The organism is Streptomyces sp. NPDC005728, from assembly GCF_040630895.1.
In the GTDB taxonomy this organism is placed as follows: domain Bacteria; phylum Actinomycetota; class Actinomycetes; order Streptomycetales; family Streptomycetaceae; genus Streptomyces.
Genome location: NZ_JBEXYL010000024.1, coordinates 23,211 through 36,849 on the forward strand (window position 1 = coordinate 23,211; position 13,639 = coordinate 36,849).

Annotated in this window: 11 protein-coding genes; 7 read left to right on the forward strand and 4 right to left on the reverse strand. The window is 72.3% G+C overall.

What is annotated here, in order from left to right:
- Positions 1 to 14: 14 nt before the first annotated feature.
- The 6 genes from ABZ471_RS18250 to ABZ471_RS18275 all read left to right on the forward strand — a co-directional run bounded on the left by ABZ471_RS18250 (position 15) and on the right by ABZ471_RS18275 (position 6,089).
- Positions 15 to 1,034 (forward strand): WYL domain-containing protein, encoded by a 1,020-nt coding sequence (locus ABZ471_RS18250; protein ID WP_359067658.1) that lies wholly within the window; start codon positions 15 to 17, stop codon positions 1,032 to 1,034.
- Between the two features lie 116 nt (positions 1,035 to 1,150).
- A complete protein-coding gene (locus ABZ471_RS18255) occupies positions 1,151 to 1,411 on the forward strand; it encodes a hypothetical protein (protein ID WP_359067827.1) in 261 nt (86 codons plus the stop codon).
- A gap of 20 nt (positions 1,412 to 1,431) precedes the next feature.
- Positions 1,432 to 1,626 (forward strand): hypothetical protein, encoded by a 195-nt coding sequence (locus tag ABZ471_RS18260; protein ID WP_359067660.1) that lies wholly within the window; start codon positions 1,432 to 1,434, stop codon positions 1,624 to 1,626.
- 246 nt (positions 1,627 to 1,872) lie between these two features.
- Positions 1,873 to 2,160, forward strand: a complete 288-nt coding sequence (tatA, locus tag ABZ471_RS18265) for a Sec-independent protein translocase subunit TatA (RefSeq protein ID WP_359067829.1) — start codon at positions 1,873 to 1,875, stop codon at positions 2,158 to 2,160.
- A 48-nt stretch (positions 2,161 to 2,208) separates the two neighbouring features.
- Positions 2,209 to 3,153, forward strand: coding sequence for a twin-arginine translocase subunit TatC (gene tatC, locus ABZ471_RS18270; protein WP_359067662.1), 945 nt, complete (start codon positions 2,209 to 2,211; stop codon positions 3,151 to 3,153).
- A gap of 83 nt (positions 3,154 to 3,236) precedes the next feature.
- Positions 3,237 to 6,089, forward strand: coding sequence for a DEAD/DEAH box helicase (locus ABZ471_RS18275; protein WP_359067664.1), 2,853 nt, complete (start codon positions 3,237 to 3,239; stop codon positions 6,087 to 6,089).
- A 95-nt stretch (positions 6,090 to 6,184) separates the two neighbouring features.
- Here ABZ471_RS18275 and atzF read toward each other — a convergent pair whose 3' ends face one another.
- Genes atzF through ABZ471_RS18295 form a run of 4 tightly spaced genes read right to left on the reverse strand, consistent with a single transcriptional unit; the run spans position 6,185 to position 12,821 of the window.
- Positions 6,185 to 7,840: an allophanate hydrolase gene (atzF, locus tag ABZ471_RS18280; RefSeq protein ID WP_359067666.1), complete on the reverse strand. Its 1,656-nt coding sequence runs from the start codon at positions 7,838 to 7,840 to the stop codon at positions 6,185 to 6,187.
- 54 nt (positions 7,841 to 7,894) lie between these two features.
- Positions 7,895 to 11,404 (reverse strand): 5-oxoprolinase/urea amidolyase family protein, encoded by a 3,510-nt coding sequence (locus tag ABZ471_RS18285; RefSeq protein ID WP_359067668.1) that lies wholly within the window; start codon positions 11,402 to 11,404, stop codon positions 7,895 to 7,897.
- Positions 11,401 to 12,000, reverse strand: a complete 600-nt coding sequence (locus ABZ471_RS18290) for an urea amidolyase associated protein UAAP2 (protein WP_359067670.1) — start codon at positions 11,998 to 12,000, stop codon at positions 11,401 to 11,403. The genes ABZ471_RS18285 and ABZ471_RS18290 overlap by 4 nt, the downstream gene beginning before the upstream one ends.
- Positions 11,997 to 12,821, reverse strand: a complete 825-nt coding sequence (locus tag ABZ471_RS18295; protein WP_359067672.1) for an urea amidolyase associated protein UAAP1 — start codon at positions 12,819 to 12,821, stop codon at positions 11,997 to 11,999. Before ABZ471_RS18295 ends, ABZ471_RS18290 begins: the two co-directional genes overlap by 4 nt.
- Before the next feature lie 153 nt (positions 12,822 to 12,974).
- On the opposite strand from ABZ471_RS18295, the gene ABZ471_RS18300 reads away from it, so the two are divergent.
- Positions 12,975 to 13,610, forward strand: a complete 636-nt coding sequence (locus tag ABZ471_RS18300; RefSeq protein ID WP_359067674.1) for a helix-turn-helix domain-containing protein — start codon at positions 12,975 to 12,977, stop codon at positions 13,608 to 13,610.
- The last annotated feature ends 29 nt before the right edge of the window (positions 13,611 to 13,639 follow it).

Sequence of the window (13,639 nt, forward strand, 5' to 3'; positions counted from 1 at the left end):
GAGCGAGCAGAACCATGGCAGGCAAATCGGCCAGGCCCGTGAACGCCATCGACCAGACCCGGCGGATGCTCTCGCTGGTCACGTACCTCAGGGAGCGCCCCGGCGCGCGGATCGCAGACGTCGCGCGCGCCTTCGGCATCACCGAGGACGAGCTGGTCTCCGACCTCGATCTGCTGCCCATGTGCGGCACCAGCTTCCGCGGCGGCGACCTGCTGGACATCGACACCGACGGCGAGCGCATCTGGTGGCACAACCCGGCCGCGCTCGGCGAGGACGCGGCGGAGCCGCTCCGGCTGGCCGCCGACGAGGCCACGGCCCTGCTCGTGGCCGCACGCGCGGTGTCGACCCTGCCCGGCCTGCGGGAGAGCGACCGCCAGGCCCTGCTGCGGGCGACCGCCAAGGTGGAGACGGCGGCCGGTGAGACCGCCGGCGCCAGCTCCCGCCTCTCGGTGACCTTCGAGTCCGAGGGAGGAGTCTTCGCCGACGTGGACCGGGCGATCTCCGAGCGCCGCCGTCTGTGGATCCGCTACTACTCACCCGCACGCGACGAGGTCACCGAGCGCGAGATCGACCCCATCCGTCTGGTCAGCGTCGGCCACACCTACGTCGAGGCCTGGTGCCGCCGCTCCGAGGCCCGGCGCACCTTCCGGCTCGACCGGGTCGCCGAGATCAGGATCCTGGACGCGCCCTCCGCGCCCCCGGAGATCGAGCTGCGGGACCTGTCCGAGGCCCTGGTGCAGCCGGCCGCCGAGGACCCGGAGGTCGTGATCGAGGTCGGCCCCGGCGGCCGCTGGGTCGCCGAGTACTACCCGCACGACAGCGCCGATGAGCTTCCCGACGGCGGGCTGCGTATCACTCTGCGCACCCCTGATCCGGCCTCCCTGCGCCGACTGGCCCTGCGCCTCGGCGGCGACGGCAGGATCGTCTCGCCGCCCGAGTTGGCCGACAGCGCCCGCCGGGCGGCCCGCGAGGCACTGGCGGCGTACGACACACCGCCGGCGGCGGCGCACGGCGTTCACGACAGGCCGGAGTGAGCCGCCCCGGCCATGCCCCGGCAGGGGCCTGTCGGACACTGCGCGCGCCGAAGGCGAACGACCAGGAGTAGAGGAGCAGAGCTTTGAGTGAGTCTCCGGGGGCCGGTGCGGGGGACATGACGGTGGCGGTCGCCTTCGCCGGGATGAAGAGAGTGGCCCCTGTGGTGTTCAAGGCCGGCTGCCCGGACTGCCGGGGCCGCTTCGAACTGGCCGCGAGCGCCCTGCGCCTCGCCATCGGCGCCACCAGCCGGACGACGTTCTACTCCTTCACCTGCCCCGACTGCGGCGCCTCCGTGCGCAAGCCCGCAGGGGAGCGCATCGTCGAGCTGCTCACCGGCGGCGGCGTCAGGACCCTGCGCCTGCACTCCACGGTGTAGGACCGTCTAGGCTCGACCTCATGTTCTGGCCGATGTTCGCGGTAGCCGTGGGTTTCCTGGGTCTCGCCGTCCTGGGCGTGCTCGCCGTCCGGGTCTTCCTGGAGGCGCGGCGCCTCGGGCAGCAGGTCGCGGACGCCGCGCGCCGTATCAACAGGGCGGCCGAGGACCTGGAGCGTGCGGCGGTGAGCGCGGCCCGTGCCGTGGACACCCTGTGAAGGACGCGGCGAGACCCTGTGAGACCCCTGCGGGTCTCGGTTTGGGTCACTTCGCCCTGTCATGTTGACCACCGGGACAGGTACGCTCTGATCGCGGCCCGGGAACGAGGCACGGTCCGCGGAGCAGGAGTACGCCGGGGGATTGTCCCACGTTCACCCCCAGGCGTTACGATCGCAGCCAGCATGACGTCCGGACAAGTGTCCGACCTGTCGGACGTGCCCGCCTCGGTGAGAAGGGGAAGATTTATGTTCCGCAACGGACTTGAGCCGTGGCACCTGCTGCTCCTCGCTCTGGTGATTCTCCTGGTGTTCGGCTCCAAGAAGCTCCCGGACATGGCGCGCTCACTCGGCAAGTCCGCGCGCATCCTGAAGAGCGAGGCGAAGGCGATGAAGGACGACGGCAAGCAGTCCGACGGCACCGCCCAATCCGCCGCCGAGGAGCCCGCTCCGGCTCAGCGCACGATCCAGGCCGCGCCTGGCGACGTGACCAGCTCCCGCCCGGTCAACGAGCCGACGGACACGACCCAGCGCTGACGCGAGGGCCGGGGGCATCCGGTCCGCTGCACGAGATGAGGATGTGGGTTGCTCAAGTCTGCCCGCAAGCAGGAGACGGATCCCGAGGGGCGGATGCCGCTCGCGGATCACTTGCGTGAGTTGCGCAACCGGCTCGCGAAGGGTGTTCTGGCGATCGTGGTCGTCACGATCGTGGCCGCGTTCTTCTACAGGGACATCGTCAACGTCATCACCGAGCCGGTGCTCGACGAGATCGGCTGCCGTCAGTCCTTCGGTGAGCTGGCCGAGGCCAAGAACGCCCACTGCGCGCACATCACGGTCAGCGGCCTGCTGGCGCCGTTCACCCTGGCCCTGAAGGTCGCCCTGATGGCTGGTGTCGTGCTCGCGTCGCCGGTCTGGCTCTACCAGCTGTGGGCGTTCGTCGCGCCGGGCCTGCACCGCAACGAGAAGAAGTACGCCTACGCCTTCGTCGGCTTCGGTTTCCCGCTCTTTCTCGGCGGCGGCTACCTCGCGTTCAATGTGCTGCCCACCACGGCACGGGTGATGATCGACCTCACACCCGGCGGTGCTGAGAACCTGCTGCCGCTGGACGACCTGCTGGACCTGGTCACCCGCATGATCGTCGTCTTCGGCCTCGCCTTCGAGATGCCGTTGCTGCTGATCATGCTCAACCTCACCGGCGTCCTCTCCGGGCGGCGCATGCTGGGCTGGTGGCGCGGCATGGTGGTCGGCATCACCGCCTTCGCGGCCGTGGCCACGCCCAGCCCCGACCCGATGACGATGCTGGCACTGGCGGCGCCGATCTGGGCGCTCTACTTCATCGCCGTGGCCATCGCGCTGATCAACGACCGGCGCCGAGCCCGCCGCGAGGCCGACGGCCCCGGGGACGACGAGGCCTCCGACCTGGACCTCACGCCCGAGGACATCGGCGACATCGAGCCCGTCTCGGCCAGCCGTGCCCTGCCGGAGCAGGCGAGCACGGACCGGGTCAACGGCTATGACGACGTGACCTGAGCGTCCACCGAGTTCGCACCGCGATGCCCCCGTCCCCCGAGGACGGGGGCATCCGTCTTTGTCGATCAGCCCACGTTGGGATAATGATCGTCCTGTTGTCAGTGGGGCCCGGTACGCTCGAAAGCACGATGACAGAGGACCTCTCACCGGCCGAGCGGTACGCGGCAGCCCGGAAGCGGGCAGTCGAGCAGGCCACCGCCCTCGCGTCCTTCCGCGAGATGTACGACTTCGGCCTCGATCCCTTCCAGATCGAGGCCTGCCAGGCCCTCGAAACGGGGAAGGGTGTGCTGGTGGCCGCCCCCACCGGCTCGGGCAAGACGATCGTCGGCGAGTTCGCCGTCCACCTCGCCCTGCAGCAGGGCAAGAAGTGCTTCTACACGACGCCCATCAAGGCGCTGTCGAACCAGAAGTACGCCGACCTGTGCCGCCGTTACGGCACGGACCAGGTCGGCCTGCTCACCGGCGACAACAGCGTGAACTCCGACGCCCCGGTGGTCGTGATGACCACCGAGGTACTGCGGAACATGCTGTACGCCGGCTCGCAGACCCTCCTCGGCCTCGGCTACGTGGTCATGGACGAGGTGCACTACCTTTCCGACCGCTTCCGCGGCGCCGTCTGGGAGGAAGTGATCATCCACCTGCCCGAGTCGGTGACCCTGGTGTCACTGTCGGCGACCGTGTCCAACGCCGAGGAATTCGGTGACTGGCTGGACACCGTCCGTGGCGACACCGACGTGATCGTCTCCGAGCACCGGCCCGTGCCGTTGTTCCAGCACGTGCTCGCCGGACGCCGGATGTACGACCTGTTCGAGGAGGGGGAGGGCCACAAGAAGGCCGTCAACCCCGACCTCGCCCGCCTCGCCCGCATGGAGGCGACCCGGCCGTCGTACCAGGACCGCCGGCGCGGCCGCGCCATGCGCGAGGCCGATCGCGAGCGGGAGCGCAGACAGCGCTCCCGTGTGTGGACGCCGGGCCGGCCCGAAGTTATCGAGCGCCTCGACTCCGAGGGGCTGCTGCCCGCGATCACCTTCATCTTCAGCCGCGCCGCCTGCGAGGCCGCGGTCCAGCAGTGCCTGTATGCGGGCCTCAGGCTCAACGACGAGGAGGCGCGGGAGAAGGTCCGCGCGCTGGTCGAGGAGCGCACGGCCGCCATCCCGTCCGAGGACCTGCACGTTCTCGGCTACTACGAGTGGCTGGAAGGCCTGGAGCGTGGCATCGCCGCCCACCATGCGGGCATGCTGCCGACCTTCAAGGAGGTCGTCGAGGAACTCTTCGTGCGCGGACTGGTCAAGGCCGTGTTCGCGACCGAGACCCTCGCCCTCGGCATCAACATGCCGGCCCGCTCGGTGGTCCTGGAGAAGCTCGTCAAGTGGAACGGCGAGCAGCATGCCGACATCACCCCCGGCGAGTACACCCAGTTGACCGGCCGTGCAGGCCGCCGTGGCATCGACGTCGAGGGCCACGCGGTCGTGCTCTGGCAGCGCGGCATGAGCCCCGAGCACCTCGCCGGTCTCGCGGGCACGCGTACCTACCCGCTGCGCTCCAGCTTCAAGCCGTCGTACAACATGGCGGTCAACCTGGTCGAGCAGTTCGGCCGGCACCGCTCGCGCGAGCTGCTGGAGACCTCCTTCGCCCAGTTCCAGGCCGACAAGTCGGTCGTCGGGATCTCCCGCCAGGTGCAGCGCAACGAGGAGGGCCTGGAGGGATACAAGGCCTCCATGACCTGCCACCTGGGCGACTTCGAGGAGTACGCGCGGCTGCGCCGCGAGCTGAAGGACCGCGAGACCGAGCTGGCCCGGCAGGGCGCGGTCCAGCGGCGCGCCGAGGCCGCCGTCGCCCTGGAGCGGCTCAAGCCGGGCGACGTCATCCACGTGCCCACGGGCAAGTACGCGGGCCTCGCCCTGGTCCTCGACCCGGGCCTGCCCGCCGGCCGTTCCAACGGCCACCGCGGTTTCGACCACCACGACGGCCCGCGCCCGCTGGTGCTGACCGCCGAACGGCAGGTCAAGCGGCTGGCGTCGATGGACTTCCCGGTGCCGGTCGAGCCGCTGGACCGGATGCGGATCCCGAAGAGCTTCAACCCGCGCTCCCCGCAGTCCCGTCGGGACCTCGCCTCGGCGCTGCGCACCAAGGCCGGGCACATCCCGCCCGAGCGGGCCCGCAAGAAGCGGTCCCAGGCGGCGGACGACCGTGAGATCGCCGATCTGCGGACGGCGATCCGGGCGCATCCGTGCCATGGGTGCAACGACCGGGAGGACCATGCGCGTTGGGCCGAGCGGTACCACCGGTTGTTGCGCGACACCTCGCAGTTGGAGCGCCGTATCGAGGGCCGTACGAACACCATCGCGCGGACCTTCGACCGGATCGTGGCGCTGCTGACCGAACTGGACTACCTGCGCGGCGACGAGGTCACCGAGCACGGCAAGCGTCTCGCCCGGCTCTACGGCGAACTCGACCTGCTGGCCAGTGAATGCCTTCGCGAAGGCGTCTGGGAGGGCCTGGCCCCGGCCGAACTCGCCGCCTGTGTCTCGGCGCTGGTGTATGAGGCGCGGGTCGGCGACGACGCCATGGCGCCCAAGCTGCCCTCCGGCAAGGCGAAAGCCGCGCTCGGCGAGATGGTCCGGATCTGGGGCCGGCTGGACGCTCTGGAGGAGGACTTCCGGATCAACCAGACCGAGGGCGTCGGCCAGCGCGAGCCGGATCTGGGCTTCGCCTGGGCCGCCTACATGTGGGCCTCGGGGACGGGGCTCGACGAGGTGCTGCGCGAGGCGGAGATGCCGGCGGGTGATTTCGTGCGCTGGTGCAAGCAGGTCATCGATGTCCTCGGGCAGATCTCGGCGGCTTCTCCTGTGGAGGGGTCGACGGTGGCGAAGGCCGCGCGTAAGGCTGTTGATCAGTTGCTGCGGGGTGTGGTCGCCTACTCGTCGGTGGGGTGATTCGCCGTTCGGCGGGTGCGGGTGCTTCGCGGTTGGTCGCGCCCACGCGGCGGAGCCGCATATCTGCTCGGCCCCGCGCCCTGGGGGAGTTGCCCTCACCGGTGTTTCAAGTAGTTCCGCCAACTGCCGTAGCCGGTGATGTCCTCGGCCTCCGGCAGGGCGCCCGGTTCGCACAGGAAGCCGGGGACGCTGGTGCCGTCCGCCAGCTCCACGCTGCCCAGGGTCATCGGGCGGGGCAGCGTGGTCAGGAGGCGGCCCAGGCCCCCTGCCGGGAGGCGCCAGATCTCCGTCTCGATCGGGGCGCCGCCCTCGCCCACGTGTACCAGGCCGGGCTTGGGCGGATTCGTACGCAAGGCGTGCAGGCGATAGACCGGGGCCGTCGTGGTCGTGCGGTCCAGGACGGCGCCCAACGCCAGGAGCTGGGGGTTCAGCGGCTGGCCGGTCAGATGGGCGCCGACCACGGCCAGGCGGGTGTCCGGCTCCAGAGTGCGGGCGACGGCGGCCAGGCGGTCGTCCGTGAACGCCGGGCCGATGAGCATCACGCCGAAGGGGAGACCGTTCACCTCGCCCGCGGGTACGGCGACCGCGGCCAGGTCGAAGAGGTTCGTGGAATTGGTGAAGCGGCCCAGGCGGGCGTTGGCGCCCAGCGGATCGGAGGCCACCTCGGCGAGCGTGGGGTGGCCCGGTGTGGTGGGGAGCAGCAGGGCGTCGGCGTCGGCCAGTCCGGCGAGCGCCCTCGCACGCAGGTCCGCCAGCCGGGCCTGATCGGTGAAGAGCTGGTGGGCGGGGATGTCACGGGCGCGGGTGATGATGCCGGCGACGGTCGGATCCAGCCCCTCACCGCCCTGGGAGATCAACTTGTCGATGAAGGGGCCCACGGCCGTGTAGCGCTCGGCCACGAACGCGCCCTCGTAGAGCATCGCCGCCGCCTCCGTGAAGGGCGCGAGGTCGATCTCCCGTACCGACGCGCCCACCTCGCCCAGGTGCTCCACCGTGCGCGCGTAGGCCTCGGCCCAGCCCGCGTCCAGCTCGCCGAGCCCCGCCCGGGACGGGACCGCGATGCGCCATGGGCCGGGGGCGCGCTGCGGGAGGGGCGGGAGAAGGCGGTCGGGCGGGGCGGCCATGAGCGCAAGGGCCTCCTCGGCCTCGGAGAGGGTGCGGGCGAACACTGTCACGCAGTCGAGGGAGGCGCAGGCCGGGACCACGCCCGCCGTGGGCACCAGGCCGCGCGTGGGCTTGAGGCCGACGATGCCGTTGAAGGCGGCCGGCACCCGGCCCGAGCCCGCGGTGTCCGTGCCGAGCGCGAGGTCGGCGATGCCGAGGGCCACCGCGACGGCCGAGCCGGAGCTGGAGCCCCCGCTGATCCTGGCCGGGTCGTGGGCGCTGGGGACCGCACCGTAGGGGGAGCGGGTACCGACCAGGCCGGTCGCGAACTGGTCCAGGTTCGTCGTGCCGAGGACCAGCGCGCCTGCCGCCCGCAGCCGCGCCACGGCCGGGGCGTCGGCGGCGGGGTCGTACGCGTACGCCGGGCAGCCCGCGGTGGTGGGCAGCCCGTGCACATCGATGTTGCCCTTGACGGCCAGCAGCCGCCCGGCGAGCGGGAGGCGGGCGCCTGCCGCCACCTGCTCGTCGATCGCGCGGGCCTCCGCAAGGACGTCCGCACGGGGACGCAGGCCGATCCACAGCTCGGGCCGTTCCACGGCGTCGATACGGGCGTAGGCGGCCTCGACGCGGCTGACGGTGCAGGTCATACGTGCTCCTCGGGCAGCTCCCGGGTGATGCCGGGATCAGTGGACGGCTCTGGTTCAGTTCGTGGGCGGCGCCAGGACGACCAGCGCGGTTCCCGCCTCCACCTGGTCACCCGGCCGGGCCAGGACGTCGCTCACCACGCCGTCGGCCGGTGCGGGCACCCTCGACTCCATCTTCATCGCCTCCAGGGTGAACAGGGGCTGCCCCGCCGTCACCGTGTCGCCCGGTGCCACGTTCACCTGCCACACGGACGCGGCGAACTCGGCCTCGACCAGCCGCCCGCCCGGCGGTACGACCACCTCGGCCGGCGGTGCCGCCGGTGCGGCCGCCGCCTGGGCCCGGGCGAACTCGCCCGCCGCCTCCCAGGCGTCCCGTTCCGCCGCGAACGCGGCCCGCTGCCGGACCCTGAACTCCGCGATGGAATCGGCGTGTTCGGCGAGAAAGGCCTGATGCGCGGAGAGCGAGAAGGTGCCCTCCTCGATGCGCGGGACGAAGCGGCCGGCGGTGATGTCGGCCCGCAGCCCGAGGAGCTCGTCCGGCTCCACCGGATACCACCTGATCCGGTCGAAGAAGCGCAGCAGCCAAGGAGCGCCCGGCTCGAACGCGCCCCGCTGCTGCCACCCCGACCACACCTGGGTCGTACGGCCAACGAACTGGTAGCCGCCGGGGCCCTCCATGCCGTAGACGCACAGGTACGCCCCGCCGATGCCGACCGAGTTCTCGGCCGTCCAGGTGCGCGCCGGGTTGTACTTCGTCGTCACCAGGCGGTGGCGCGGATCGAGCGGGGTGGCCACCGGGGCGCCCAGGTACACGTCGCCCAGGCCGAGTACGAGGTATTCCGCGTCGAAGACCGTGCGGTACACCTCCTCGACCGACCCGAGGCCGTTGATCCGGCGGATGAACTCGATGTTCCACGGGCACCAGGGTGCGTCGTCGCGGACGCCCGCCATGTAGCGGGCGATGGCCTCGCGGGTGGCCGGGTCGTCCCAGGACAGCGGGAGGTGGACGGTGCGGGAGGGGACGGTCAGCTCGGCGGTGGGCGGGAGCGCCGCCGTGATCCGCCCTACCGCGGCAAGGAGTTCGTGCTGCGGCAGGAGACCCGGGTCCGCCTGGATCTGGAGCGCGCGGATGCCCGGCGTGAGGTCCGTGACCCCGTCCAGGTCCGCCGCCGCCACCGCCTCCATCAGGGCGTGCACCCGCATGCGCAGGGCCAGGTCGAGCTGCATCGGGCCGAACTCGACGAGCAGGTTGTCGTCGCCGCTGCGGCGGTAGGTGACGTCCCCGTCGCGGGCCAGCACCCCGCCGTCGGCGATCTCCGGGCGGGGCGCGCCCGTCACGTCCACGGGCACGAAGCGGACCGTGTCGCCCGGCCGCAGCTGGCCCAGCTTCCACCGCTCGCCGCTCAGCACGGTCGCCGGGCACACGAACCCGCCGAGCGAGGGTCCGTCCGGACCGAGCAGCACCGGCATGTCGCCGGTGTAGTCGACGGCGCCGACCGAGTACGGGGTGTCATGGATGTTGGACGGGTGCAGGCCCGCCTCACCGCCGTCGGCGCGGGCCCAGCGGGGCGCCGGGCCGACCAGGCGGACACCGGTGCGCGCCGAGTTGAAGTGGACCTTCCAGCCGGCCGCGTAGAAGTCGCGGATGTCGTCCTCGGTGAAGAACTCCGGTGCCGCGTGCGGTCCTTCGACGGCGCCGACCTGCCAGACGGCGGTGAACTCGGGGCGCTCCGCCACGGCGGTGCCCTCGGCGACCGCCCCGCCGTGCAGGACGTCGCCCGTGCGCAGCGCCCGCCCGCCGTGGCCGCCGAACCGGCCCAGTGTGAAGGTGCTCGCGCTGCCGAGGAACGGCGGCACGTCCAGGCCGCCGCCCGCGAGGAGGACGTAGGTGCGCAGGCCGTGGGCGAGCGGCGCGCCGACCTCCAGGACGGCGCCCGCCGGTACGGTGACCGGCTCCCACTGGCCGACCTGCCTGCCGTCCACGGTGACCGGGGCCGGTGCACCGGTCACACAGACCGTCGTGGCGTGGCTGAACCTCAACGAGGGCCCCTGGAGCGTGCATTCGAGCCCGGGCGCGCCCTCCGGGTTGCCGAGCGCCCGGTTGCCCAGGCGGAAGGAGCGGTCGTCCATCGGTCCGCACGGCGGCACGCCCACCTGCCAGTGGCCGGTGCGGCCCGGCCAGTCCTGGACCGTGGTGAGCGTCCCGCCGGAGACCACCTCGATGCGCGGGGTCGGGTCGGTGACGCCGGCCAGGGTCGCCGTGGAGTGGCCGGCGGCCCGGAACTCCGGTGCGGCCAGTGCCGCCCGGACCAGGCCCAGGTTCGTCTCGATGCCGTCCACGCGGGTGCGGGCCAGCGCCTCGGCCAGCCGGCGCAGTGCCTGCGCGCGGTCGGGGCCGTACGCGATCACCTTCGCGAGCAGGGGGTCGTACGACGTCGTCACCTCGGTGCCGGTCTCCACCCAGCCGTCCACGCGCACCCCGGCCGGGAACTCCACCCGGGTCAGCAGACCCGCGCCGGGCCGGTGCCCGCGGGAGGGGTCCTCGGCGTAGAGGCGGGCCTCGACGGCGTGGCCTCGGGGAGGGCCGGGGTCGCGTACGACGTCCGTCTCGCCGCGCGCCAGACGCAGCATCCAGGCGACCAGATCGACGCCGTAGACCTCTTCGGTGACGGGGTGCTCCACCTGGAGGCGCGTGTTGACCTCCAGGAAGAAGGCCTCCTCGCGGGCCGCGTCGTACACGAACTCGACCGTGCCGGCGGAGCGGTAGCCGACCGCGGCGCACAGGTCGCGGGCGGACCGGGCCAGTCGGTCGCGGACGTGGCCGGGCAGTCCGGGTGCCGGGGCCTCCTCGACCACCTTCTGGTTACGGCGCTGCAGGGAGCAGTCGCGGTCGCCGAAGGTGACGACCCGGCCCGTGCCGTCGCCGAAGACCTGCACCTCGACATGGCGGGCGTGCTCGATCAGGCGCTCCAGGAAGACCCCGGCGGAGGCGAAGGACGCTGCGGCCACCCGCTGCACCCGCTCCCAGGCCTCGGTCAGCTCGGCGGCGGAGCGACAGGCCGACATACCGATACCGCCGCCCCCGCCGGTCGCCTTCAGCATGACGGGATAGCCGATGCGCGCGGCCTCGCGCAGGGCCTCGGGCAGGTCCGCCAGCAGCCCCGTCCCCGGCGCCGGCGGCACCCCGGCCGCCTCGGCCGCCGCGCGGGCCCTGTGCTTGGCGCCGAACAGCTCCAGCTGCTCCGGCGTCGGCCCCACGAACACGATCCCGTCGTCCTCGCAGCGCCGCGCGAAGGCCGCGTCCTCGGACAGAAAGCCGTACCCCGGGTGGATCGCGCCCGCTCCGGTGTCCTTGGCCGCCTTCAGCACCAGGTCCGCGTCGAGGTACGACTCCTTCGCGGGCGCCGGGCCGAGCCGCACCGCCTCGTCCGCCAGCCGGACGTGCGGCGCCGAGCGGTCCGGGTCGGCGAACACGGCGACCGTGCGCAGGCCGAGAGCGCGGGCGGTGCGGATGATCCGGACGGCTATCTCGCCCCGGTTGGCGACCAGTACCTTCTCGAAGGTCATGCCCCGGGCTCCGTGATCGTCATCTCCACCGCCGTCGGCTCGAAGCCGTTGCACGGGTTGTTGATCTGGGGGCAGTTGGAGACCAGCACCAGGACGTCCCGCTCGGCGCGCAGGGTCAGCGACAGATCCGGTGCCGAGATGCCGTCCACGATGCCGAGCGTGCCGTCCTTCTCGACCGGCACGTTCATGTACCAGTTGACGTTGGAGACCAGGTCCCGCTTGCCCAGGCCGTACTTCGCGCCCTCCGCGAGGAAGTTGTCCGCACAGGCGTGCTGCGCCCAGGTGTGGTGGCCGTAGCGCAGGGAGTTGGACTCCTTGGAGCAGGCGCCGCCGACCGTGTCGTGCCGGCCCACCTCGTCGGCGACGACGGTCATCAGCGGGGTGTGCTCGTTGGACAGCAGCACGCTGCCCGTGGTCAGGAAGATGGTGCCCTGCGCCTGGATCGTGTCAGGGGCGCTGTAGCGCACGGACGTGTCGTGGGCGTCGTACACGAGGAAGTCGACGGCCTGGTTGCCGTGCAGGTCGGTGATGGCCAGTGTGCCGCCGCCGCGGACGACGGACGACCAGGCGGCACGGGCCGGAACGACGGTCTTCATACGAGCCCCCTCGCGGCGAGGAATTCGGCGGTGTTGAGAAAGGCACGGCGGCCCTCCGGGGTGGCCTCCCACAGCGGGGCGCCGGGCGCGGTGGGCGCGGCCCGCCAGGCGAGGACCTCCAGGGGAGTGCTGATGTACTCGGGGCGCGGGTCCACCGGATGCGGCACGTTCGCGATCAGTACGGTCACGTCCTGCTCCGCGCGGAGCGTGACGCTGCCGCCGGGGCCGGCCGAGCCGGTGAACTCCAGGACACCGTCCTCGCGCACCTCGACGCCCTGGAAGAAAGAGAGGGAGGGCGGCAGGTCGCGTGGCTCCAGGCCGTTCTTGGCGGCGGCCAGCTTCAGCAGCTCGCGACCGGCGGGGGAGGGACCCTGCGGGGTGCCGTCGCCGTAGCGCGAGGTGTTGCGGACGAGGGTGGAGGTGCCGCACAGCGCGTCGTGGCGCCCGGAGGCGTCGGTGACGACGCTGGCGAGCACCCGGCCCTGGTCGGACAGGAGCAGCCGCCCCTCGCCCAGGTAGGCGTTCCACTGCACCTTCACCGTGTCGGCCGCGTTCAGTCGCTCCCAGGGGCGGCCGTCCACGTACAGGAGCAGATGCGCGCAGGCGTCGCCGAGCAGATCGGTCAGCCGCAGCTCGGTGCCGCGGGCCAGCACCCGGTGCGTGTAGTTGCCGCCCGCCACGGTCTCGGCCCACACCAGGTGGCCCGCCGAGCAGGGCGGCTCGGGCCAGTCCCGGGCCGGTACGACGGGCATGGCCTCGGCACGGCCGCCCTCCTGGGCGCGGGCGTGGTCACGGGCTCCGTGGGTGGTGGCTGTCGCCATGGCGGGACCTTTCGCCGAGGGGGGTGGGTGGATTTCTGTCGTGCGACAGAAATTAGGTGCGGGCCGGGTCGTCGGCATTGCGCGTGCGTTGCCGGGCGGTTACCGGGCCCTCACGGAGATCACCGGACGAGGGGGTGTGCGAGGATCGAACTCATGGGAACGGGCAGCAGTCGCCGGGTCGGCCGGCCGCGGGCCGCGCAGCGGCCGGACAGCGGCCTCGCACCGCGTGCCGAACTGCTCGCCGCGGCGGCCGAGTTGTTCACCACCCGCGGCTACGCGGCCACCACCACCCGGGCTGTCGCCGAGCGCGCCGGCATGCGCCAGGCGTCCATGTACCACTACGTCTCCGGCAAGGAGGAGCTGCTCGCCGAGCTGCTGGAGTCCACCGTCACGCCCTCGCTGGCCCGGGCCCGTGAGCTGCTCGCCGAGAGCGCCGAGGCCGCAGCGTCGGCCGAGGACCGGCTGTGGGAGCTGTGCCGCACCGACGTGGAGCTGCTGTGCGGCGGACCGCACAATCTCGGCGGGCTCTACCTGCTGCCCGAGGTGCGCACCGAGCGGTTCGCCGGCTTCCATGCCGTACGGGCCGAACTCAAGGACGCCTACCGGCAGTTGCTGGCCGCCACCGTCGCGGGCGGAGCGCTCGCCAAGAGCGAGCTGGAGCTGCGCACGGATCTGGTCTTCGGTCTGATCGAGGGCGTCATCCTGGTGCACCGCTCCGAACCGGAGCGCTCCGTCGCGGAGTTCGCCCGCGCCACCGCCGACGCGGCGCTGCGGATCGTCGGGGTCTGAGCCGCCTTTTCACCCATCACGGGGGGTCA